Raw genomic sequence first — 24,816 nt, 5'->3', positions numbered from 1 at the left:
CGAAAGTGTCTGGATTTAGAAAACTGATTATAGCAATAATTTAGTTTGTATGTGGTTTATTATATCTATTGGGTTGACGAGATTCGTCAACCCAATGTTGTTTTTAGACGATTACATTCTTACAAGCCACGAACTAAATGATAGAAAGTCTATGTTTTTTCTGTAGTTTTGAATAAATATTATTAACCTGATTAGAACACTGTCGGGTTGGCGCATACAGAGTTAAAACAGTAACCTTATGAAGTTATTATTGATAGAAGATGAAGCAAAAACTGTTCAGTCCCTTAGCAAAGGATTGAAAGAATCAGGTTTTGAGGTGGATTATTGTTATGATGGTTTGATTGGCAAACACTTAGCTAAAAAAAATACCTATGATGTTATTGTCACCGACATTATTATGCCAGGGCTCAATGGGATCGAATTATGCAAAGAATTGAGAAAAGAAGGTTTAACCACGCCCATTTTGATGCTGACGGCCTTAGGTGATCTTCAAGATAAAGTTGTAGGGTTTGATGCTGGAGCTGATGATTATTTGGTAAAGCCATTTGAATTTGTAGAGCTCTTAGCCCGTATCCGTGCGTTGTCTCGCCGTAGTACAGGTGTGAGTATACACAAAAATACCCTGACATTTATGGATTTAGAAATGAATCTAGATTCGAAAGTGGTATTGCGTTCGGGTGTAAAAATTCCCCTAACAGCCAAAGAATTTGAATTATTAGAAATGTTGCTTCGTAATCAAGGAAAAGTGCTCTCAAAAGTAGAAATTGCCGAAAAGGTTTGGGATGTTAGTTTTGATACTGGAACGAATGTTATTGAGGTGTATATCAATTTGTTACGAAAAAAAGTAGATAAGGATTTTCCTCAAAAGCTTATCCATAATGTGTATGGAATGGGTTATGTGTTGAAATCAGAATAAATGCTCAAACGCTATGCGCATTCGCTTTAAACTTACTTTACAATTTACCCTTTTGGTATCCCTAATTGTGCTTTTGTCATTTTTAGGGATTTATTATTTTACCCATACTTATATTGAGAATAGATTTTATTCTCGTTTGAGGTCGAAAGCTATTACCACTGCAGAACTCCTCGTAAAAGTTGACCAAATTGACTCAAAGCTATTGAAGGTCATCGAAAAAACGAATAAGGACGTTTTGTACAAAGAGAAAATTTCGATTTACAATTATAAAAACGAGGAAATTTATACCAACAACGATACCGTAAAAGTTGTGGTAACACGGAAGTTTCTTAACGACGTGCGCCTCGAAGGAACTGCCACTACGACTTATCAGGACATTCAGATTTTGGGAATTCCGTATTACGATAAATATAACCGTTTGTTGGTATTAGCGGGTGGTGTCGATCAGCAAGGTCTTGAAACCCTGCGAGATTTGCAACGTATCCTGATTTCCTTATATATCATTATCGTTTTTACCTCTGCCATATTTGGTTGGATTTTCGCGGGGAGGGCTTTATTGCCAATTGCCGAGGTAATAAATGAGATGAATGATATCTATCCTAACAACCTCAAAAAGCGCTTGAAAGTCCGAAATGTGAAAGATGAAATAGGGCAGTTGACATTTACCTTTAATAATCTTTTGACTAGGGTAGAGGAGGCTTTTCAACATCAGCAGGTATTCATTTCAAATGTGAGTCATGAGCTTAAAAACCCCTTGACTAAGATTATCTCTCAGCTGACTGTATCGTTGCTCAACCGACGAACGGAGGAGGAATATCAAGAAACGATGGAGTCGGTTTTACAAGATGTAAAAGACTTAAACCTTCTAACAAATACCTTACTCGAACTTACTAAACTAAGCGACGATAGTCTGCCCAATAGATTTACGAGCATCAGGATTGACGATATTATTTGGGAAGCAAGAAGCTCTCTACTGAAAGTGCACAAAAACTACGGCATTTCGATTGAGTTTTCTGAGAATATCGATTCCGATGAGCAATTGAGTATTTTGGGCAATGGTCAGCTATTGAAAGTAGCATTTATGAATCTTATTGAAAATGGCTGTAAATTTTCTAATAACCAGACGATTAATGTGAATATAGGTTTTGATAAAGGACTATTTTTGGAGTTTATCAACAAAGGTGCGGTGATTGACACCAAAGACCAAAAACTAATTTTCCTTCCCTTTTTCCGTTCTAAAAAAACAGCAGATACGCGAGGTTATGGGATTGGATTGCCTCTCGCTGAGAGAATTATCAAACTTCATAAAGGGAATTTATATATTAAAGAGTCTACCTTAGATAGAACTGTCTTTAAAGTACAATTCTTTGAAGAAAAAGTTATAGTTGTTAACTAGATTTTAATTTTATCTTCATTTAATCTTAAAGATTTATTCCTTATTTTATGGTAAGAAAAGGCTAGAGCAGGGTAAAAATGAAATAGTCAAGAAACGCTTTTTCACATAAAGAAGATTTTAGTACTATTAACATAGGTGTTTAAGGTGCTTAGTTTCTGCAGTTGTATGGAGCTGCAGAAACTTTTTTTTGCTATGTTAACACAACAATCCGTCATTACATCATTTGCTTGTTATTAATAAAATTTTTAATTTAAGGTAAGTGAAAACGAATGTTGGTACTAATGCAAAATACGATTTAATTTTAGGGCTTTCGACACTAAGCTATTGGTATTGGGCAAAATATAATCAATTTGAGTGTAAAATTTTGATGTTAAAATTTACATTCTAAATTCAGTACTAATACTTAAGTGATAGTAAGCGACCAGCAAAATGGAAATTATTTTGTGAATCTCACAGTGAAGTAGAATGGCGGAGTAGGAGAAATCGTTTTAGTCAGAGAAATTATGATTGTAATCAACCAAAAAAATACAAACGTGACCACCAAAAATGCGACCTTGTCTAAGCTCTATTGGGTGACTGGTCTCGTTACAATTTGTTTTATGGGGTCAATCGCTGCAAATTGGTACCAATGGCGCGAACGAATTGTTGTCGTTGAAAACCTCAGAGAAGCGCTCATTAAGCAAGACTCAACATTGGCTAGTAAATTAGAGTCAGACAAAGAAATTGAAAGATTAAAGAAAAAGTTAATACGCCGTTCCAAAGCCTCTCGCAGAGTTGTTGCTCCACAAAATGGGAATGTTATCCTCACCCAATCTGACATTAGATAGAGATTAGAATTTCTTTAATTATTGCTACATTTGGTTATTCTTTATGAATTATTTCTATTTTATATTAGAATAGTTATGAAAATGTATTTTCATTTAGCAAAAAAACTCTAATCGTATTCTAATCTGAAATAAAAAATCTATATGTTTGGTGTAGAATTATAGCGAGCCTTTTCTGCTCTGATTCCATAATAAACCAACATCAAACAAAATGCATAATTCAGTTCAATATTATAAAGACGCTTTATTCAAAAGCGACTGGAAATCTGGTTTGTCAGTATTTCTGGTAGCCTTACCTTTATGTTTAGGTATCGCACTCGCCTCTGGCGCTCCTCTCTTTTCAGGTATTTTGGCAGGTATCGTAGCAGGTACTTTTGTCGCTTTACTTTCGGGTTCCGAAATTTCGGTAAGTGGACCCGCAGCTGGTCTAACGGTAATCGTGGCAACAGCCATTCACGACATAGGCTCTTTTCAAGGGTTCTTGGTCGCCGTTGTGCTGGCTGGTGTCATTCAACTGGCACTTGGACTTATCAAAGCAGGTAAGTTTAGCGCTTATTTTCCCGAAAGTGTAATACGAGGTATGTTAGTTGCCATAGGTATTGTGATTATTTTAAAGCAAATCCCGCACGCACTTGGCGACGACCAGGACTATGAAGGCGAGTTTGAATTTGAGCAAGTAGCTGATCACCAAAATACTATCACTGAGTTGATTCGCTCGGTAGTAGATTTTAATTACGGTGCTGTCACGATTGCTATTGTTTGTTTGGCTGTAATATTGCTTTGGGAGCGTGCTGCCAAAAAGTACAAGGGTATTTTTGCCATGATTCCTGCGGCCTTAGTGACTGTATTAGTAGGTACGCTCATGAACGAAGCTTATCGTATATATCAGCCGTTTTATTATTTGGGAAATTCTCCTATTCACATGGTAAATATTCCTAAAATGAACGGAGTTGGAGATTTTGTAGCAGCATTTTCTTTTCCTGATTTTTCTGCACTGATGACTACCAAGGTTTATATTGTTGCATTTACGTTAGCAATTGTAGCAAGCCTTGAAACATTACTTAATTTGGAAGCTTCCGACGCTATAGATCCTCAGAAAAGACAGGCGTCGCCTGATAAAGAATTGGTTGCGCAAGGAATAGGCAATATGATTTCAGGTTTGATTGGTGGATTACCAATTACTTCGGTTGTGGTGAGAACTTCAGCCAATGTATACTCTGGTGCTCGTACTCGTATGTCTTCATTCGTACATGGGATGCTGTTGCTGGGATCGGTACTTTTGATTCCTAATTTACTAAACAAAATCCCCTTATCATCTCTTGCTGCCGTACTTTTGACAGTCGGGTACAAACTTGCACATCCAAAAGTATTTGTAAAGGTATTTAAAGAAGGTTATGACCAGTGGATTCCGTTTGTGATAACGATTTTGGTAATTGTGTTCAAAGATTTGTTATTCGGTATTTTTATAGGAACTGGAGTAGGATTAATATTTGTATTGTTTACAAACTTTCACTCTGCGGTTTCGTTTGTGAGAGAAGGGAAACATGTACTTATTCAATTTAATAAAGATGTATCTTTTTTAAACAAGCCCAAAATCAAACAAATATTGCTTAGCCTAGAAGATGGTGACGCCGTTTATGTTGATGCTACCAAAGCACAGTTTATAGACCATGATATTTATAATCTATTATATGAATTCAAAGCGGCCGCATATCGTCGAAATATAGAGGTAGATTTCAAAAAAGTATCAAGAAAAATACAAGGAGACATAAATCAGTACTTACCAGAGTCGGTTTCCGCGCATTAATTCGTAACTTTGAGCATTCAATAAAATAACTCAAAGTTCATCAGCAATAAAAATGAAATTTTAATGGGTGTTATTCCATTCTTATCATTTCATTTTCTAGTTATAATCAATGTTCGAATATACTCTGACAGTAAACCTATAGCTTTGACAAAGTATCAGAGTATTTACAAGTTACAAACAAGTTTCGATGAAAGATTACAAAAAACTATTGCTCAACAACAAGGCTTGGGCAGCTGACCGCTTGTCGATGGACGAGACCTATTTTGAAAGATTGGCAAAAGACCAAAAGCCTGAATTTCTTTGGATTGGTTGTGCTGATAGCCGTGTACCTGCGGAAGAAATCACCAATACTCAGCCAGGTGATGTGTTTGTTCATAGAAATGTGGCTAACATGGTGGTACATACCGATATGAACCTTCTGTCGGTATTACAATATGGCGTTGAAGTTTTGAAAGTAAAGCATATCATTGTATGTGGTCATTACAACTGTGGTGGTGTAAAAGCTGCAATGGGAAATGATGATTTTGGTTTGATTAACAAGTGGTTACGCAATATCAAGGAAGTGTACGCTAAGCACGAAGTAGAGTTAGGTGGTATTGAAAGCGAAGCTCAAAGATTCAACCGTTTGGTTGAACTTAATGTACATGAGCAAGTTAAAAACTTGGCTAAAACAACCATTATTCAGCATGCTTGGCAAAATGGTGAGTATCCTCACTTGCACGGATGGGTATTTGACTTACATACTGGATTAATCAAAGAAGTATTAAATATTGATTCTCCTGATCAGATTGATCCAATCTTCCGTTATAAAATTTAGTTTTAACTAAGCAAAAAGCCGATAAGAAGTAGTTTATTCTTCGTATCGGCTTTTTTGTTACGTTTTTATCCCTATTTAAACAATTTTCACATTTTCAATTTCTTCTATCATCGAAATCAATTCCACCTTTTCTGTATATACTGCATTAAAGGCAAATGGTTTCTTTTTTAGTACATATTGGTAAATAAAAAAGTCTGTTTCGGGTGTCGGAAATGAGTCTATGTTTGTAAAATCATGCCATTCTAAAATTCCTTCATTACAGATAGGTGGTTCGAAATAGTCTACCTCAGCCTCATAAATAAAGCTCATCCAGTTGTATTTAGAAGGAGATGTTTCGACCAAAGTACCACAAAAACGCATAGAGTCTAATGACAAACCAGCTTCTTCGCTAACCTCTCTTATAGCTGCATCCTTTGGATTTTCGTAAGGGTCAACTTTTCCGCCTACAGGTACATATAGTCCCTTTAGAGGTTCGTTGAATCTTTTTAGTAGTAAAAAGTTGGTCTGGTTTCGGAGAATACAAATCACCGCTACTCTTTTTAGTCCTTCCATTTGTGTAATTTTCCTCCTAATTTTTGATTCTGGTACTCAAGATTGCTCCTAAGCCTCCTAAAATTACTAATGAAGATAGCGCAATTTTCAAAGACGTGAATTCGGCAATATAGCCAATCATGACTGGCCCAATCATAAAACCTGATATACCAACAGTTGAAATCGCCGCTAATGCTACTCCTGCTGACATAGTTTTAGAATGTCCCGCTTCGCTGTAAATAAGTGGTACGACAGTTGATAATCCAAGTCCTGTAATTGAGAAACCGAGAATAACAGTCCAAGATATAGGCAATGCAAGCGCTAAAATCATTCCGACAGTTAGGAGTGAACAATTGAGAATCAGAGTTTTTTTAAGACCTAATTTTGCTACTGTTTTGTCACCGATTATTCTGCCTATGACCATTGTAATAGAGAATGCTGTAAATGCTGCTGTGGCATATTGTGAAGCATTGCCCAATATTTGTTTATAATATAATACACTCCAGTCGGCCATTGCGCCTTCGCAAAGCATTCCACAAAAACAAATAACCCCTAAAAGCATTAGTGCTTTGTCGGGTAAGGCAAATAATGGTTGTGCCTCCGACGATTTGAAGTCTTTTGCTATTAAATATTGGTAAACAAACAAGGCTACAATGATGTCCAAAATACCAACTGTACTCAAATGCCATACCGTAGAAATGCCTTGTGAGGCCAGAATACCACCCAATGCGGCTCCAATCATAAAGCCTATACTGAAAATGGCATGAAACGACGACATGATGGATTTGCTCATGGTTTTTTCAACATTGACCGCCTGCACATTCATCGAAATATTGAGAAGGTCACCTCCGAAGCCAAATATGAAAAGCGCCATGGCTAGTTGCCAACCTTGGTTAGCGATTCCCAAAAAAGGCATGGATAGCAAATAAATAATAGCAGCAATCACCGTAACTTTTCGGCTACCGATGTAGTTGATAATCACACCAGCCAATGGCAAAGCTGATAAGCTCCCAATGGGCATAGCAAACAAAACGGTGCCTAATGCGGCATCGCCTAGGCCTAATTTCTCCTTTACATCTGGTATGCGTGAAGCCCAACTTGAAAAACTGAGTCCAGAAATAAAGAATAGTGCGTTGGTTGCCAAACGAGCGGCTTTAGCATGATTAGACGTTAATGATAGTTCCATAAATTTTAGTATGAGTGGAAAGAATGTACAAATCTACTAAACTTCGGCGGGAAGTAGGAGAGAGCCAATTTCTTTCCAAGAATAAACACGCTGATAACCTTCGATATGGTAATTGTGCGGGGCATCGTACAATAAGCCTGTTCCTTCAAATTTTACTAAGTTTTTTTCATGGTCATCTATCAAATAATCAGCCTTAATCATGTATTTGTGTCCACAAAAAACCGTATGTTTCCAACCAATGTACGGGAAAAACTCCTCAAGCCATTCTAGTTTTTCGCTCAACGAATTGGGAAACTCCGTAGCCGCCGAAACAATGAATATTTCGTAATGGTCTTGCAATTTTTTTACAGTTTCAATCGCATCATCAAAAACTGGAAGATTACGGAAAAATCCTTTTTCATGCAAAAAGTCACGAATAGGGAAATATTGCTCATAAAATTCTTTTGCCTTTTCAGGATTACTAATGTCTTCTCTGGTAAAATTTGTTCCAAGACGGAGGTTGGTTTCGGTGAGAATACCTGATGTCGTGTCAGCCAAAACATCATCCATGTCGATTGCAATACGTTTCATAAAATAAAGGGAGATAAAGTAAACAATTATTATTTATTGGGATTGGTAATTCTGAGTGCTGAATTCTGAGTCATGAATTGTGAATATAAATCTGTCCTTGCTTAAAGCTTATTACCTACAGTATTAAAATTATTCAAAAGTACATTTTAATATTTATTTAAGTCGTTGTGCAAAATAAGATTTGGTCAACTTTGAGTGTAAAGTATTGATATTTAATTATTCACCATTCACAACTCACAATTCATAACTAATGCTTGTATGTTTTTTTGAATCAGGCTACTAGCTCGATTCTATTGTTTTCGGGGTCTAAAACTACACTTTCGTAATAGCCATCTCCTGTATGTCGGGGTTCGCCGATAATCTGAACACCCTCTTTTCGCATCAATTCAGTAAGCTCATCAACTTTCTGTTCACTGCCCAACGTAAACGCAAAATGGGTAATACCCAAGGTTTCGGTTTTTGGATTTTCTCTTTCGGGAATTTGCGGTTTTTGCATTAACTCTATTCTTGCACCCGAATCAAAACTTAAAAAATATGACTGAAATTCCTTTACTGGATTATGGTATTTGGTATTACTTTTTGCCCTAAAATAGCGCATATAAAAGGTTTTTATCTTTTCTAAGTCATTTGTCCAGATTGCAATATGTTCAATAAACATAGTCTTAAGATTTAGTTGATGATGCAATTTTCCGAATAAAAACGTAAATATCAAAATGTTTTTCATTAAATTTGGGAATAAAACCGAAATAAAACGAATTTATGCTAAGAGAAGAACGCCTTCAAATTATCCTCAAAATGTTGGAAACCAATCAAAGGGTTTCGTCGGTAGAGCTATCCGAAATTCTAAATGTTTCGGACGATACCATCCGACGTGATTTGAATGAGCTAGCCGAAAATGGATTACTGAAAAAAGTGCATGGTGGCGCTGTACCTAGGTCGGCACATCCCTATAAATTGAAGGAAAGAATCAAAGTGGCTCATGAAGAGAAGATGGTTTTGGCACAAAAAGCCCAAGCTTATTTTCATGACGGACAAGTAATTTTATTGGATAATGGTTCTACCAATATGGAGGTGGCTCGTATGATGTTGCCCGATTTGAAAGCAACTGTTTTTACGAATAGTCTCCAGATTGCTCAAATTTTGTGTGAGCATCCGTCGATTCAATTGTTCTTTTTAGGAGGAAAAGTTTTCAAAGATGCACAAAATACTTACGGTGCAGAGGTGATTGAAATGCTTCAAAAAATTAGAGCAGATATATGTATTTTGGGCGTTTGCGGAATTCACCACGACATAGGTGTGACGATTCAGGATTGGGGTGAAAATCAAGTAAAACGAAAAATGGTAGATATTTCTCAAAAAGTGGTGGCTCTTGTAACGGCTTCAAAGGTAAATACCGCAGAAAGTTACGTCGTATGTACTTTGGATGAACTAGATGTGATGCTAACGGATGATTGTATAGATGAAGCACTGTTGAAAGACTATCAGAAACATGATATTGTGATTCAATAGTTGGGGAAAGTGTAGAAATTTTTCTACATAAAATTGTGGAATATAATCTACTTAGCTAGCCAAAATACACAGAATGGCAATTGGCATGAATATTTCAATAATAGAATTAAATATAATAGTGGTTAGGTATAGTTCAGAAAGGTGAGAATGATAATTCTCACCTTTTTTCTTTTTCTGCCGATGTCATCAGGCTACTTGTTGAGGAATGGGAAGACTGATAATAAATTGACTACCTTCCCCAAGAGTAGATTCTACCTCGATACTTCCTTTATGTGCTTGAATAATATTAAGCGTTGCAGAAAGACCCAAGCCCAAACCAGTTGATTTGGAGGTAAAATAGGGCTCAAACAAACGATCTATTTGTTCGGAGGACATTCCCATCCCGTTGTCTTTGATACTAATTAGATACGACGAACCCCTTACTGTAGACTTTACCTCTAGAATACCGTTGCCTGTCTCCATAGCCTCAACGGCGTTAATAACGATATTAAGTATAGCTATTTTGATTTGTTCTGCATCAATTTGCAAAAGTGTATCAATGGATAAATCTTTCTTGAGCTGAATGTTTTTGAGGTTTAAACGGTCTATTGCTTGCTGAATACTTTCTTCAATAACCAAAGAGCCAGAATACATATTAAGTGAAACCGCCGCTGGACGATATGAATTAAGTAATTCCGAAATTAGGTCACCGATTCTTTTGCTATTGCGCTGTATAATTTCTAGAAAAAAATGTAGTTCTTCATCCTGTAGTTCTGAAGCCAGTTGGTCTAAGGAGAGATTTATATTGGTCAGAGGATTACGGACTTCATGCGCAAGGGTGCGAATAAGACGCCCTGTGGCAGCTACTTTTTCAGAAATTACATGTTCTTTTTCTGCTTTTCTTACATGCGTAATGTCTCGAACTACTCCTAAAAAATGCTCCAAACCATTGCTGTCGGTTCGTTTGAAGGCATTAATCTGACAAAGTTTTTTTTCGCCTGATTTTGTCGTTAGCCATGTTTCGTAATTATCCAACTGCCCAGATTGAGCCAATTGAGTCGCAAAGTTTTGTCGACTAGCGTTGCTACCAAACATACTAATTGTTGTCATATTTCGAAGCTCCTCTGGACTATATCCTGTAAGTACCGAAACCTCTGGATTGAAATATAAAAAGCTACCATCTACGGGGCTTGTAAGTACAATTGCTTGCTGGATATTGTCAAAAATACTTTTGTACTGAGCCTCGCTCTCTCGAAGGGTTTGTAATGTTTGAGCGCGTTCTAAGGAGTAACGAATACATCTTTCAATTTTTTCGGTATCCAACTCACCTTTGATCAGATAATCCATTGCTCCAAGTTTCATAGCTTCTTCATCAATTTCTTTATGACCTTTACCCGTAAGCATAACCATAGGCGTCGATATACGATGTTCTTTTACGATTCTGAGCAAATCAAGACCTGTTTTTGCTCCTAATCTAAAATCAAAAAAACATATATCGAACTTGATTTGGGTAAGTTTGCTAATGGCCATTGAAAATGATTTGGCCCATGTGACCTCAATGTTTTGACCGGGTATTTGTTTTAAATAATCACAAGTAAGAAAATAGTCGTCTTCATCATCATCTACCAATAGTAGTTTTATATCTGAGCGGGATAACATAATAGTGTTTAAGGTTTAAAAGGTAAATATAGGGTAAATACGGAACCTTGCTGTAGAGTACTTTGGGCGCTTAGGTACCCTCGATGATTTTCAACAATTTTGGCACAAATCGCCAAACCTAAGCCAGTTCCTTCAAATTCGGCATTGCCATGCACACGATGAAACATGGTAAATATTTTTTCTTTATACTCTTCTTCAAAGCCGATACCATTATCGCTTATGGTAATTTTCCAGTATTGAGTGTCTGTGAGTTTTAGTTTAAGAATTTCTTCTAGAGAGGCTTCTTTTACCTTTATGCTTACTATTGGTTGCGTAGATTCGTCTACAAATTTTATGGCGTTTGAAATTAAGTTTAAAAATAACTGGTGCATTTGGGATGGGAAAGCCTGAATAATAGGCAATTCTTCCACTGTAATTTGTGCATTTTTGTTAGCGACTGAAATCTCTAAATCTCCTATGGCATTTTGAACAATTTGGTTCAAATTTACCTCTGCCAATGGGAGAGGAATATTATTACGGGATATTCTTGAATAAGCCAGTAGATTATCAATCAAGCTTTTCATTCTATCACTCGAATACAAAATTCTATCAATAAAGAAACGACCCTCCTCGTTCAGATTATCTGAACTACGTTCAATCAGCTTGTTGGCAAAAGCAGCGATTTTGCGCAAAGGCTCTTGTAAGTCATGCGAGGCAATATAGGCAAATTGCTCCAAATCTTGGTTAGAGCGAAACAGCTCCTCAATCTTTTTCTCAAGGGCTTGTTCATAATTTTTAATCTGGGTAATATCAGCAGACGTACCTAGTACTTTTGTGACATTTCCTTCCGCATCTAAATAGCACTTCCCCTTTACTGCCAAATACTTGAATACCCCTTTGGCATCAATAATCGAGTGTTCAAACTCATAATAGGTCTTTTTATCTTGTACAGACTGCATGGAAATGCTTCTGGTATATTCTAGTTCATGCACTGGAATATGCTTCTGATAGAAACCAAAGGTCATCTCCTTTTCTTCAAAATCTTTGGCATCGTAACCAAAAACTTCATAAAGCCCGTCAGACCAGCTAACAGTGTCAGCGCCAACATACCATTCCCAACTACCGTATTTAAAAATTTTCTCAGCTTCATTGAGTTGATTTCTTTGTTGAAGTATCAGCTCATTATGCTTTTGAAGTTGCGTAATATCTTCTGCAATATGAAGTATTTCAAATTGGGCTTCGGGGCTTTGGCTTCTCAAAACCATACTTCTATGGCGCAAAATAACCTTCGACCCATTTTTATGTTTTAGTTCAATATTGTGTTCAATGCGTTCGCCCGTGTTGATGATTTTATTATATTCTTCGAGCCTGAGTTCCCATTTTTTTAATTCACTTTCACTTAGTGCAAAATCTAATGAAAAGTCATTTTGAATCAAGTCTTCTTTCTGATATCCGAGAATATCTGTAAATTTCCGATTGATGAAAGTGATTCTTTTCGATGGAAATTCCTGTATATAAACCAAGTCTGGAATGAGCTGGATAAACTTCTCTAAAGGTATATTATCTCTTTGATATAAAGGCATTTGTATTCTATGTTAAGTTTTGGAAAGGAGATACTTATCAAACTAAGAACAAACAACATAGTGTATTGTTTGTGATAATGTTTTTTCTGGAAACCTCCCATGGTATTTTTAGAAAAAACTGTTCCTAGTCTTGGTTTGGTAAGTAATGTTGTAAGTTTCTGACTTACGTTTTATTGGAAATATATGTCGTATTGGAAGAGTATAAGTATCAATGTAGAATTGTGAGGCATTGAGCTATTGTCAAATGTCAATAACCGATTGCCTAAAACATAATATTACAAAATGATATTGTGTTAGTTTTTAAATGTAAAGATTTGGTAAATAGTGATTTATGTAAATAAATTGCCATTCGAAATTCATCACTACTATTTACATATTATAGTTGTTCATTTTGTTGTAAAGTGTTTTACGATCTATCCCTAAAAGTTTGGCTGCTTTGCTTTTATTGTAGTTAACTTGTTTCAAAACCTGCAAGATTGTTTCGTACTCAGCATCGGAGGCTACAGACTTAAGATTAAGATGCTGGGCTGGTTCTGGGTAATTGTTTTCTGGAATACGTTGCTCATAGGGGTTTTCAAAAACTAAGAGACGCTCATGATTCATAAGTTCAAAAGGTAGACTTTTAGCTTCTATATAATCCTTTTCTGAAAGTAGCGTAGCCCTTTTAATCACATTACGCATCTCGCGAAGATTGCCAGGCCAACCATATGTTTTGAAGACTTCTTCTACTTCGGGCGCAAAGGTGGTGATATTTTTATCCAGTTCTTCGTTGGTCTGAGCCAAAAAGAAACGAGCAAATTCCATAATATCTGATTTTCTCTGACGAAGCGGAGGGACTTCGATACTAAATTCGTTGAAGCGATGGTACAAATCTTCTCTAAATTTACCTTTTCTGCTAGCCTCTAAAAGCCTTTCGTTGGAGGCAACGATAATTCTTACATCTACCGAAATTTCTTTTGTTCCACCGATTCTTCTCAGGGTTCTTTCCTGCACCACGCGTAAGAGCGATACCTGAACGTCATAAGGCAAATTTGCTACTTCATCAAGAAAAAGCGTACCGCCGTTTGCCATTTCAAAATGCCCAATTTTTTGATTGATAGCACCTGTAAATGAGCCTTTTTCATGACCAAAGAGTTCACTAGCGGCTAATTCTTTGGAAATAGCCCCACAGTCCATTGCTACAAAAGGTCCATTCGCTCTTTTGCTTCTTGCATGAATTTCCTGTGCTATGGATTCTTTACCCGAACCACTTTCGCCATAGATAATCACGCTATAATTGGTAGGAGCGACGAGGTCTAACTGTCTGAACAAGTTTTTTGACTCTTGTCCCGAACCAGCAATATGGTCTTTTTGTATTAAGCCTTTTTTAGGACTAGTAGTCTTTGATTTGCTTGGTAAAGTAATTGATATTTGAGTTGCTTTTTGTAAAGCATTTTGAATAGTGACCAAGATTTCATCAGGAAATAAGGGCTTGGTGATGTAGTCCACAGCACCCATTTTCATGACATTTACCGCCGTTTTTATATCCGAATATCCAGTAATGATTAATACAGGAAGTTGAGGTTTTTTCTCATGAATTTTCTGTAAAATAGTAGCTCCTGTCATATCCCCTAATCGGAAGTCGGTCATGACTAAATCAGGGTGAAACTCATCAAGTAAAACAAGTCCACCGTTACCACTTTTTGAAATTGCTACCTCATAGCCATTTTTTGTAAGAAATCGTCGCAACAGCATACAGATGTCTGTGTCGTCGTCTATTACAAGAATTTTTTGCATTCTTTAGTTTGTTTAAATTATTAGTAAAGGATAATAGTTGGTTGAGTATAGTAATAATAAAAGCCAAATGGATAGGTATTAGCAATTCATAATATTTATGAAGTACTGTAAGTAAAAGTAATTCCCAGTGACGGTAAGGGTAGAATTACTTAGAAATCGAAGTTAGTTGATTTTTGATTTTTTCCCTAAAAGAGGTAACAAAATAAATTCCCAGCAAATGAGAAAATATCACTTACTGGGAATAATTCGTATTCTTACAATGGGATTTCAGAATTTCTTGTGTCATGAAAACAAATTATGAAACCTGAAATTTCCCTGTGAATTGACTATTTGATGTAACGCCAATCTTCGTTTCCTTTCAGTGCCAACAAAGATTCATAAATCAAGCTGATAACAGCCTGAACATCGTCTTTGTGAACCGTTTCAACGGTTGTGTGCATGTATTTTAATGGCAATGAAATCAACGCTGAAGCAACGCCTTCGGTAGCATAAGCAAACGAATCTGTATCTGTACCCGTAGAACGAGACACAGCCTGACGTTGGATAGCTATTTCTTTTTCTGTAGCAACATCAATAATGAAGTCACGAAGGTTGTTTTGTACTGCTGGTCCGTAGCAAATCACAGGGCCTTTACCACATTTCAAGTCACCTTGTTCTTTTTTGTTGTACATAGGTGATTGAGTATCGTGAGTTACGTCAGTTACGATAGCCACGTCTGGTTTCAAACGGCGAACAATCATTTCGGCACCACGAAGACCAATTTCTTCTTGCACAGCATTTACCACATACAAAGTGTATGGTAATTGGATGTTGTTTTCTTTCAAAAGACGAGCCACTTCTGCAATCATAAAACCACCCACACGGTTATCGAGAGCACGACCTACATAAAAACGGTCATTGAGCTCAGTAAGTCCGTCCTCAAAAGTAACTACGGTACCTACGTGAACGCCCATTTCTTCCACTTCTTTTTTGTTTGCTGCACCGAGGTCGATAAAAATGTCGTTAACAGTTGGAGCTTTATCTTTACCTAAGTCACGCACGTGGATGGCAGGATACCCAAATACACCTTTCACAACACCTTTTTTGGTATGTAAGTTACAACGCATTGACGGAGCAATAACAGCGTCGGAACCACCATTGCGACGAACGAAAATGTAGCCATTGTCGTCGATATAGTTTACAAACCAAGAAATCTCATCGGCGTGTGCTTCAATTACCACTTTGTAAGGCTGTCCAGGATTAATCACCCCAACAGCAGTGCCATAGACGTCAATGATGGTTTCGTCGATATAAGGTTTTAGGTAATCCAACCAAATTTGTTGACCTGAAGCTTCAAAGCCAGTAGGCGAAGCGTTATTCAAATATTCGTAGAGGAAGGTTTTTGATTGTTCTGTCATTGTAATAATGTGTTCTATTGTTGTAATAATATCCTTTTAGTAAATAACATCGAGAATAGGATATTAATTTTTGAAATAATAAAAAATCTGCTTTTTACAAAAATACAAAACCCCAAAGGTTTTAAAAGCCCTTGGGGTTCTAAATGTAAAATAATACCATCAATGCTGATTATAATGGAATATTCCCGTGCTTTTTGCGTGGAAGATTCGCTACTTTATTCTCCAACATTTTGAATGAGCGAATCAATTTTTGACGAGTATCTGATGGTAAAATCACTTCGTCGATATAGCCACGGTGCGCAGCACGGTATGGGTTAGCGAATTTCTCAGTGTATTCGTCTACTTTTTCTTGTAGTTTTTCTTCTGGGTTTTCGGCAACTGCAATTTCCTTTTTGAAGATAATTTCGGCAGCACCTTTTGCACCCATTACCGCGATTTCGGCAGTTGGCCATGCAAAATTCATATCTGCACCAATATGTTTCGAGTTCATTACATCATACGCACCACCATAAGCTTTACGGGTAATTACAGTGATACGTGGCACTGTAGCCTCGCAGAAAGCATAAAGTAATTTTGCTCCATGATTAATAATTCCGCCCCACTCCTGATTGGTACCTGGCATAAAGCCTGGGACGTCTTCAAGTACTAGTAATGGAATATTAAAGCAGTCACAGAAACGAACAAAACGAGCTGCTTTCATACTTGCCTGAATATCTAAAACACCTGCCATGACAGCTGGTTGATTGGCAACAATACCGATACTACGACCAGCAATACGAGCAAATCCTACCACGATATTTTCCGCGTAGTTTTTGTGTACCTCAAAGAAAGAGTCGCTATCAACAATATGGTCGATAACTTCCTTCATATCATAAGGTTGATTGGGATTTTCAGGGATAATTTTATCTAATTCTTTTCTGATTTCGCTGGCAGATTCATACGCTAGGGCAGGAGCTGTTTCTTCACAGTTTTGCGGAATATAAGAAAGCAAACGCTTGATGTCATTGATACAGCTTACTTCATTTGAGCATGAAAAGTGTGTGACCCCAGACTTAGTCGAATGCGTTGAAGCGCCTCCAAGTTCTTCAGATGTAACCACCTCATGCGTAACCGTTTTAACAACGTTAGGTCCAGTTACAAACATATATGAGGTGTTTTCGACCATCATAATAAAGTCGGTAATAGCTGGAGAATACACCGCACCTCCTGCACATGGCCCCATGATAGCCGATATTTGTGGAATTACACCAGAAGCAAGGGTATTGCGATAAAAAATATCAGCATATCCTGCTAATGACATTACACCTTCTTGAATACGTGCGCCACCAGAGTCGTTTAAGCCAATAACAGGTGCACCACTTTTCATGGCCAAATCCATGATTTTGCAGATTTTTTCTGCAAAGGTTTCTGACAAAGCACCTCCAAAAACGGTAAAGTCTTGGGCAAAAACATAGACTAAACGACCATTTACGGTGCCATAACCAGTTACAACACCGTCGCCTAGATAATATTCGTTTTCGAGACCAAAGTCTTTACAACGGTGCATGACAAATTTGCCAATTTCCTCAAAAGAACCTTCGTCCATCAACAAAGCGATGCGCTCACGAGCTGTCAGTTTGCCTTTTTTATGTTGAGCTTCAATACGTTTTTCGCCACCTCCTAAAAGAGCTTCGGCGTTTTTACGCTCTAAAATTTCAAATTTCTCTTGGTTTGTCTTTACCTTCATGGTATTCCTATGGTATTTGTTTTGTATTTGTGTCAAATATAAAGGGCAGAAATTAGATAACGTGTAAAATTGATATAGTTTATTTAAAATTGTATATTTTGAAGTTTTAATTTTGAATTATTTTGAGAAAAGCGATGGTAAGTTATTCGTGAATGGTATATACGTTACTTCGAACAGTACTAATAATCAGAAAGATATTCTCAAAGGATGACACATATATATTTTCCTCGAATCTTTTCTGTTACTTAATTATCAAAGTAGAATAAGATTTTAAAAACTCTATAGAAACTGATAAGTCCTTACTCAAAATTCAAACTCGTACTTACTTAATAATGAGAAATCCTATCTTTGTGCTTCGTAAGTATGTGGAGGAGGTTTTTGATGAATGTATTCATCATTTGACATAACAATAAAAATAGCTTTGCCGTGTTAAAAAGGTATATGTTAAGAAGAATTACGGAGATAATCTTGAGCGTACTACTCATTGGAATAGGCATAGATGTTTTTGCCCAAAGTAATGACACGCAAGCCTATAGTTTTTTGAAAATACCAACAGCGCCTTCTGTGGCTGCTTTAGGTGGTATCCAGAATAACCTGAAAGATGTAAATGGTTTTTTCCAAAATCCTGCACTCGTAGATTCTGCTCAAAAAGGTAAGATTTCCCTCAATTTTATGCCTTATTTTCAACAGGCAAAATTACTTTCGGCTACGAGTAATTTTGCTGCTTTGGGACGTAGTTGGGGTGTAGGTGTACAGTATTTGGACTATGGTGATTTTGCCACAACCGACCCACTTGGCAATCAGCAGGGGCAGTTCAAAGCCAATGATTTTGCCCTTAGTTTAGGAACAGCACAGCAACAAGGAAATATCCGTTTTGGGGCAAGTCTCAAACTGGTTGGTTCAACTATCGAACAATATAACTCTACAGCTTTATTGGCAGATTTTGGAGGTATTTTTATACATCCCAATCAAGAACTTTCATATTCCTTGGTTGTCAAAAATTTTGGATTTGTGCTCAAAGATTATTCTCCAACCAGCAATAGTCAAGTGCCTTTGGATGTGCAAATGGGATTACATTTTAAGCCTATTAATATGCCAGCCAAGTTTTCGTTAATGGCGCATCATCTCTATAAATATGACATAGCTTATACCAATCCCAACGTGGTGGTTACTGACCTCAATGGAAATGTCATAAGTCAAAAAGCAGGAGTGGTTGACCAACTGGCACAGCATTTGGTTTTTGGTGTGGAACTATTATTTAGTAAAAATCTCCAAGCGCTGATCGGATATAACCACCTTCGTAATCGAGAATTAAGTCTAACAAAAGGCTCAAACTTTGGTGGCTTTTCGGTTGGTTTGCGTTTCAAGACAAAATATCTTGAACTGTCCTATAGCTATTCTGGTTATCATGCTAGCGCCTCAGCGAATAGTTTTGGGTTGATTTTGGACCTGAAAAAAATAGTAAAATGATATTTCTCTTTGAAAAATCTTATGATTGCGCACTAAGAATTCAATAAATTTACCGAAAAAATACGTTAACTAATTTCCCTAACGAAAACCTTAGAATTACTTGAGTTTGGCTTATACTTACTGATGTAATTCTCACGCTTGAAAAATATGAAGATGACAAACTTAGATGTATTAACTCCAAAACAGATTGTAGAAGAGCTCGACAAACATATTATAGGTCAGCATGATGCAAAGAAAAACGTTGCGATTGCCTTGCGTAACCGTTGGAGAAGAATGAATACCCCTGCTGATATTCAAAAAGAAATTACACCTAATAATATTTTAATGATTGGTTCGACGGGTGTTGGTAAAACAGAAATTGCTCGTCGTTTGGCTAAATTAGCAGATGCCCCATTTACGAAGGTGGAGGCCTCTAAATTTACGGAAGTTGGTTATGTGGGTCGTGATGTCGAATCTATGGTCAGAGACTTGGTGGAATCTTCGGTACATTTGGTACAACTTTCCAAAAAAGAAGCCGTGAAAGATAAGGCTACCGAAGCTGTTGAGGAAATTATTTTGGAAGCGCTCGTGCCAGCGATGCCAAAGGTTTCGAAAAAAGCGAAGGCTGAGGCAGCCGCCAATCCTGATGCTATGCCTGTTTCGGACGAGGAGTTGAATCATAAAACGAGAGAGTTGTTTCGTGAAAAGTTACGTCGAGGCGAATTGGAGCATCGTAAAATAGAAATTGATGTGAAAGCCTCAAATTCTCCCAATATCGGTGTAATGGGCGGCCCAATCGACGAGATGTCAATGATGAACATTCAGGAAATGATTGGGGGAATGATTCCTAAAAAGCAAAAGAAAAGAAAACTTACGATAGCTGAAGCTCGCAAAATTTTGATGGAAGAAGAATCTTCAAAATTGATTGATATGGACGAGGTAAAAGAGGAGGCGATTCGTAAAGCTGAAAATTTAGGAATTATTTTTATTGATGAAATAGATAAAATTGCTTCTAATCGTAGTGGCGGTGGTGGTCCAGATGTGAGCCGTGAAGGGGTACAACGTGACCTTTTGCCAATCGTGGAGGGGTCAACGGTAAATACCAAATATGGTGTTATCAATACCGACCATGTGTTGTTTATTGCGGCAGGTGCTTTCCATGTATCGAAGCCAAGTGACTTGATTCCTGAATTACAAGGTCGTTTTCCTATTCGTGTCGAACTACAAAGTTTGAAAGAAGAAGATTTCTACAGAATCTTGAAAGAACCGAAGGGTGCATTGACAAAACAGTATGAGGCATTATTAGCTTCTGAAAATGTTGAATTGTCATTCAATGACGATGCCCTTCAGGAAATAGCCAGTATTGCTTACAACGTCAATACAGAAGTTGAAAATATCGGTGCTCGTCGATTGCAAACCGTTATGTCTCATTTATTAAATGATTTGATGTTTGACATTCCTGATGTAATTACGCCAAATGCCAAGGTGGTTGTTACAAAAGAATTGGTAAAAGAACGTTTAGGAGGATTGGTAAAAAATCGTGATTTAAGCCAGTTTATTTTATAAATTGTATTAGAATAATGAAAAAGCTCTCTAGTAATGGAGGGCTTTTTTTATGTAAATTGATAAATTTGTTAAAAGCTACAGGCTTTTTTATTATCCAAACAAATACTAATTATAAATATTATGTTTAACTATTTATTAACCAGAGGCTTAAGGGTTTTAACTTTAAGTCTTTTGAGCATTAATTTACTTTTTGCTCAGACCAATCGCTCGTTACCTCGGAGCACTCCCGAAGCCGAAGGCGTTTCTTCCGAAGCCATCAATCAATTTATCGAAGCAGCTAGCAAAAGCAAACATGAATTTCATAGCTTCATGTTGTTGCGCCACGGCAAAGTGATTTCATAGGCTTGGTGGGCTCCATATCGTTCAGATTTGAAACATACCATGTATTCGGTTAGTAAAAGTTTTACAGCGACAGCTGTGGGGTTTGCGGTAAGTGAAAAAAAACTTTCTGTAAATGACCTTGTAATTTCATTTTTCCCAGAAGAAACACCTGCTCAACCTTCCGAGTTTTTAAAACAATTGAAGGTTAAAGATTTGCTTTCGATGAGTGTAGGACACAAAACTGACCCGACTTTTGAAATTGCGAGCAAGAATGAAAATTGGATAAAAGCTTTTTTGAATACACAAATTGTCAACGAGCCAGGTACTAAGTTTTTATATAACTCGGCAGCAACTTATATGCTTTCGGCGATTGTTCAAAAAGTTACGGGTCAAAAGATTTTAGACTATTTAAAGCCACGTCTATTTGAACCGCTAGGCGTAGAAGGTATCGATTGGGAAGTGGATCCACAAGGTATTAATGTTGGTGGTTGGGGTTTACGTCTCAAAACGGAGGATATGGCTAAATTTGGGCAACTATTCCTCCAAAAAGGTGTTTGGAATGGCAAACAAATTTTGCCAAAAGCATGGGTTGAGGAGGCTTCTACCATGAAAATTATGCAAGACCCATCAGCTCCGCAGGATAAAAAAGATGCAAGCGATTGGTTACAGGGCTATTGCTACCAAATGTGGCGTTGCCGAAACAATGCCTTTAGAGGTGATGGTGCTAATGGACAATTTATCATTGTTATGCCAGAACAAGATGCCGTTGTAATTATCACAGCGGAAGCGCCAGATATGCAATCTGAAATTAATTTGGTTTGGGAATATCTTTTACCAGCACTCAAAACGCAAAAAGTACCTACCAATAAAGCAGCTTATGCAAAGTTGAAAAATACGATTCAAAGTCTCAGTTTGCTAATTCCACAGCAACAAACCAACTCCACGATGCAGGCAAGTATTCAGGGAAAAACCTTTGCTATTACTGCTGGTGATGTAAGTTTTAAGAATATCAAATTTGATTTTCAAGATGGCGTATGTGCCATAAAATTAGGAACAGACACGATAACGCACGATTTAAAGTTTGGTTTAGGCAAATGGATTTTTGACCAAACTACCAAACGTGGTCCTTATCTGGTGGCAGGTGCAAAAGCTAATCGCACGGGTTTGCCAGCTTTTAAGATTGCAGGAAGCTATACTTGGCAGGATAATAATACCTTGATGTTTACTTTGCGCTATATCGAAAGTCCACATACCGAAACCATTGTTTGTAAATTTGATGGAGATAAGGTATCAATTGATTTCCAGAATATTTTTAATCAGAATACCAAACGAACACTTTTCAAGGGGATTCAAACAGTTTCTCGCCCAAATGCCCCCAAATTAATTATTCGTGGCGACGATATGGGGTATTCACATTCAGGAAATGATGCTTTGATTCAATCATATCGTAACGGAATCGAAACCTCGATTGAGGTCATTGTGCCATCACCATGGTTTCCTGAAGCTGTGAAGCTGTTGAAAGAGAATCCTAATATTGATGTTGGTTTGCACTTTGCTATTACTAGCGAGTGGGATAATGTAAAATGGCGTCCGCTCACAGATTGTCCTAGTCTTAAAAATGCCGATGGCTATTTTTTTCCAATGCTATTTCATAACAAAAATTATCTTAAACAAGCAGTAATGGATCAAGACTGGAAAGTGGAGGATATCGAAAAAGAGCTTCATGCTCAAATCAAAATGGCCTTGAAGTATATCCCAAGATTGAGTCATGTTTCGGGTCATATGTTTAGTTTGGGCTTTGCTCCAGAGGTAAAAGAAATGGCTAAAAGAGTTGCCAAACAGTATAATTTACCCATGGTAGACACAGACGGTACACAGGATTATAAGATAAACTACACGGGTTTTGATGCTAGAGGCTTGAACACGCAACAAAAAATACAGGCATTTATCGAAATGTTTGACAAACTCGAAGATGGCAAAACCTATGTATTTGTAGAGCATCCGGGCTTAGACAATCATGAATTACGGGCTATTTCGCATATTGGTTACGAAGATGTTGCCGAAGGTCGTCAGGATGTCACAACTATTTTTACAAGTGAGGAAGTAAGAGTAGCTGTGGTAAAAAAAGGGATCGAGCTAGTGAGTTACAAAGATGTATTACAAAAGTTGAAATAACATTTATCAACTAAAAAGAAGGCAATAAGCTAGAAGAATGGTGCATTCTTCTAGCTTATTGCCTTCTTTTTAGATTGACTTAAAATTAACTATGAGTGCTGAGTTTTGAGTGTAAAGTATTGATATTAAAAAATTCACAATTCACAACTCATCATTCAGCATTAATTCTCATAACACTTTCCGTAACTGAGCGGGTAATATGCCTAATTGTTCGCGGTATTTGGCGACTGTTCTGCGAGCGGTTGGAAATCCTTTTTCTTTCAAAATATCCGTTATTTGTGAATCGCTTAGAGGAATTTTAGGGTTTTCGCTCGTGATAATTTCTCTAATTACCTGCTGAATGGATTTGTTTGAAACCCAATTACCATCTTCTTTCTGTGTAGCTTCTGAAAACAAATCTTTTAAATGTATTAATCCAAAAGGTGTTTGCGCATATTTACCACTTGTAACCCTCGAAACTGTTGCAATATCCATATCAATAATGTGAGCAACATCTTTCAAAATCATGGGTTTGAGTAACTGAACATCTCCCGATTGAAAATATTCTTTTTGTAACCTAAGAATAGTTTTAATGACTTTCTGCATCGTTTTTTCTCGTTGCTCAATCGCCTGAATAAGCCACTCAGCTTGGGTAACTTTTTGCTGAATAAAGGAGGAAGCGTTTTGAGAAAATTGCTGTTTTAGATTCTTCGCAACAGGCTCGTTGATTTTGATTTTTGGAAGCGAACTTGAATTTAAACTTGCTTCTAACTGATTCATTCCCTGAATAATAATATAGTCAGGAACGACGTACTCTTGTGAAGAAGTGGTTAGAAGTTTGGCATGAAGTGGGTGAACATTGAGTGATAAAATGAGTTTCTGTATTTCTTGTAACTCATCCTCGCTCAGTGCCAGCTCTCGCATGATTTTGTCAAACTGCTTATTAGCAAATTCTTGAAAATATTGAGCAATGATAACTTTTGACTTTTCGGCAAGCGAAGAAAAATTGCTTTTAAGCTGGAAAAATAAATATGAGGCAGGGTTTTTGCTTGCTAATCCTTGTGGCTCTAACTGCTGAATAAGCAATATGGCCTCTTTTACCTCAGATTCTTCTACGAAGGTATTGTGTGCAAAAGAGATGTCATCAGCTAAATCGTCCGATTCGTAAGGTAAAAAGCCATGTTCGTCTAATGAATGTATGATATATCGACAAATTTCTGCTTGTTTGTGAGAAATATTCAAATGGTGAATTTGCTCTAATACATCATCAAGTAAAGAGGTATCTTGTCGAAGTTGAAGAGTTTCGATCGAACTGCCTGAATTTATTTCTGTAAAGTTATAATTCGAACTACCTTCTTCATCTATTTCGTCCCAATCTTTGAAATTGGACTTTTCTGACAAAGACGAAGCATTCAAAACATCATCATCAAATTCGTTGTTGGGACTTTCTTCTAATTCTAATAGGGGGTTTTCGGTAAGTGCTTCTTCTATTTTTGTATGAAGTTCGAGGGTAGAATGTTGAAGGAAATTAAGCCATTGGATTTGTTTAGACGATATTTTAAGTTGTTGTTTGGTATTTTGTGTTAGGTTCAGCATATTTTCAAGTATAATGTATCAGTGTATATATGTTATGTCAAAGAAAGCACCGAATTTTAAAAAATTATAAAAAAA

At 37.0% G+C, this 24,816-nt stretch carries 20 protein-coding genes and 1 pseudogene; 11 read left to right on the top strand and 10 right to left on the bottom strand.

Going from position 1 to position 24,816, the window contains the following annotated elements; translation table 11 throughout:
- Nucleotides 1-238: 238 nt before the first annotated feature.
- The 5 genes from QM524_RS23235 (at nt 239) to can (ending at nt 5,760) form a co-directional block, all read left to right on the top strand.
- Complete coding sequence (locus tag QM524_RS23235) at nt 239-916, top strand: response regulator (protein WP_283346437.1); 678 nt, start codon at nt 239-241, stop codon at nt 914-916.
- A 13-nt stretch (nt 917-929) separates the two neighbouring features.
- On the top strand, nt 930-2,312 hold the full coding sequence (locus tag QM524_RS23230; RefSeq protein WP_283346436.1) for a sensor histidine kinase: 1,383 nt from the start codon (nt 930-932) through the stop codon (nt 2,310-2,312).
- Between the two features lie 599 nt (nt 2,313-2,911).
- Nucleotides 2,912-3,139, top strand: coding sequence for a hypothetical protein (locus tag QM524_RS23225; protein WP_166576861.1), 228 nt, complete (start codon nt 2,912-2,914; stop codon nt 3,137-3,139).
- A 208-nt stretch (nt 3,140-3,347) separates the two neighbouring features.
- The gene (locus QM524_RS23220; RefSeq protein ID WP_283346435.1) at nt 3,348-4,943 is read left to right on the top strand and encodes a SulP family inorganic anion transporter; all 1,596 of its coding nucleotides are present in this window, start codon (nt 3,348-3,350) and stop codon (nt 4,941-4,943) included.
- Nucleotides 4,944-5,130: 187 nt separating this feature from the next.
- Complete coding sequence (gene can / locus QM524_RS23215; protein WP_283346434.1) at nt 5,131-5,760, top strand: carbonate dehydratase; 630 nt, start codon at nt 5,131-5,133, stop codon at nt 5,758-5,760.
- Between the two features lie 75 nt (nt 5,761-5,835).
- Here the strand turns inward: can and QM524_RS23210 are convergent, their stop codons facing one another.
- The 4 genes from QM524_RS23210 to QM524_RS23195 all read right to left on the bottom strand — a co-directional run bounded on the left by QM524_RS23210 (nt 5,836) and on the right by QM524_RS23195 (nt 8,705).
- On the bottom strand, nt 5,836-6,312 hold the full coding sequence (locus QM524_RS23210) for an NUDIX hydrolase (protein WP_166576858.1): 477 nt from the start codon (nt 6,310-6,312) through the stop codon (nt 5,836-5,838).
- A gap of 16 nt (nt 6,313-6,328) precedes the next feature.
- Nucleotides 6,329-7,477, bottom strand: a complete 1,149-nt coding sequence (locus QM524_RS23205; protein WP_283346433.1) for an MFS transporter — start codon at nt 7,475-7,477, stop codon at nt 6,329-6,331.
- 36 nt (nt 7,478-7,513) lie between these two features.
- Complete coding sequence (locus tag QM524_RS23200) at nt 7,514-8,047, bottom strand: 5' nucleotidase, NT5C type (protein WP_095163435.1); 534 nt, start codon at nt 8,045-8,047, stop codon at nt 7,514-7,516.
- Nucleotides 8,048-8,318: 271 nt separating this feature from the next.
- The gene (locus QM524_RS23195) at nt 8,319-8,705 is read right to left on the bottom strand and encodes a VOC family protein (protein WP_283346432.1); all 387 of its coding nucleotides are present in this window, start codon (nt 8,703-8,705) and stop codon (nt 8,319-8,321) included.
- Nucleotides 8,706-8,806: 101 nt separating this feature from the next.
- On the opposite strand from QM524_RS23195, the gene QM524_RS23190 reads away from it, so the two are divergent.
- On the top strand, nt 8,807-9,556 hold the full coding sequence (locus QM524_RS23190) for a DeoR/GlpR family DNA-binding transcription regulator (RefSeq protein ID WP_283346431.1): 750 nt from the start codon (nt 8,807-8,809) through the stop codon (nt 9,554-9,556).
- Between the two features lie 186 nt (nt 9,557-9,742).
- On the opposite strand, the gene QM524_RS23185 is transcribed toward QM524_RS23190, so the two are convergent.
- The 5 genes from QM524_RS23185 to QM524_RS23165 all read right to left on the bottom strand — a co-directional run bounded on the left by QM524_RS23185 (nt 9,743) and on the right by QM524_RS23165 (nt 17,655).
- Nucleotides 9,743-11,194 carry a hybrid sensor histidine kinase/response regulator gene (locus QM524_RS23185; protein WP_283346430.1) on the bottom strand — a complete coding sequence of 484 codons (1,452 nt, stop codon included), beginning with the start codon at nt 11,192-11,194 and terminating at the stop codon, nt 9,743-9,745.
- Nucleotides 11,195-11,202: 8 nt separating this feature from the next.
- Nucleotides 11,203-12,756, bottom strand: a complete 1,554-nt coding sequence (locus QM524_RS23180) for a sensor histidine kinase (protein ID WP_283346429.1) — start codon at nt 12,754-12,756, stop codon at nt 11,203-11,205.
- A gap of 369 nt (nt 12,757-13,125) precedes the next feature.
- A complete protein-coding gene (locus QM524_RS23175) occupies nt 13,126-14,532 on the bottom strand; it encodes a sigma-54-dependent transcriptional regulator (RefSeq protein ID WP_283346428.1) in 1,407 nt (468 codons plus the stop codon).
- 326 nt (nt 14,533-14,858) lie between these two features.
- Complete coding sequence (locus QM524_RS23170; protein WP_283346427.1) at nt 14,859-15,929, bottom strand: M42 family metallopeptidase; 1,071 nt, start codon at nt 15,927-15,929, stop codon at nt 14,859-14,861.
- A gap of 169 nt (nt 15,930-16,098) precedes the next feature.
- Entirely contained in the window at nt 16,099-17,655 is a 1,557-nt protein-coding gene (locus QM524_RS23165) for an acyl-CoA carboxylase subunit beta (RefSeq protein WP_283346426.1), read from the bottom strand.
- A 441-nt stretch (nt 17,656-18,096) separates the two neighbouring features.
- Between QM524_RS23165 and porQ the strand changes: the two genes are divergently transcribed.
- The 5 genes and pseudogenes from porQ (at nt 18,097) to QM524_RS23140 (ending at nt 23,166) form a co-directional block, all read left to right on the top strand.
- Complete coding sequence (gene porQ / locus QM524_RS23160; protein ID WP_283346425.1) at nt 18,097-19,125, top strand: type IX secretion system protein PorQ; 1,029 nt, start codon at nt 18,097-18,099, stop codon at nt 19,123-19,125.
- Between the two features lie 153 nt (nt 19,126-19,278).
- A complete protein-coding gene (gene hslU, locus QM524_RS23155) occupies nt 19,279-20,670 on the top strand; it encodes an ATP-dependent protease ATPase subunit HslU (protein ID WP_095163529.1) in 1,392 nt (463 codons plus the stop codon).
- A 120-nt stretch (nt 20,671-20,790) separates the two neighbouring features.
- On the top strand, nt 20,791-21,012 hold the full coding sequence (locus QM524_RS23150; RefSeq protein WP_283346424.1) for a hypothetical protein: 222 nt from the start codon (nt 20,791-20,793) through the stop codon (nt 21,010-21,012).
- Between the two features lie 21 nt (nt 21,013-21,033).
- Nucleotides 21,034-21,765, top strand: a pseudogene (locus QM524_RS23145) (serine hydrolase domain-containing protein); the annotation flags it as partial.
- Nucleotides 21,739-23,166: a polysaccharide deacetylase family protein gene (locus QM524_RS23140; RefSeq protein WP_310586464.1), complete on the top strand. Its 1,428-nt coding sequence runs from the start codon at nt 21,739-21,741 to the stop codon at nt 23,164-23,166. The pseudogene QM524_RS23145 and the gene QM524_RS23140, both read left to right, overlap by 27 nt.
- 168 nt (nt 23,167-23,334) lie before the next feature.
- On the opposite strand, the gene rpoN is transcribed toward QM524_RS23140, so the two are convergent.
- Nucleotides 23,335-24,741 carry an RNA polymerase factor sigma-54 gene (gene rpoN, locus QM524_RS23135; protein WP_283346423.1) on the bottom strand — a complete coding sequence of 469 codons (1,407 nt, stop codon included), beginning with the start codon at nt 24,739-24,741 and terminating at the stop codon, nt 23,335-23,337.
- Nucleotides 24,742-24,816: the final 75 nt, after the last annotated feature.

The sequence above is a fragment of the Flectobacillus roseus genome, assembly GCF_030056595.1.
In the GTDB taxonomy this organism is placed as follows: domain Bacteria; phylum Bacteroidota; class Bacteroidia; order Cytophagales; family Spirosomataceae; genus Flectobacillus; species Flectobacillus roseus.
The sequence above is the reverse complement of the archived record's forward strand: the minus strand, read 5'-3'. Positions and strand labels throughout refer to the sequence as shown.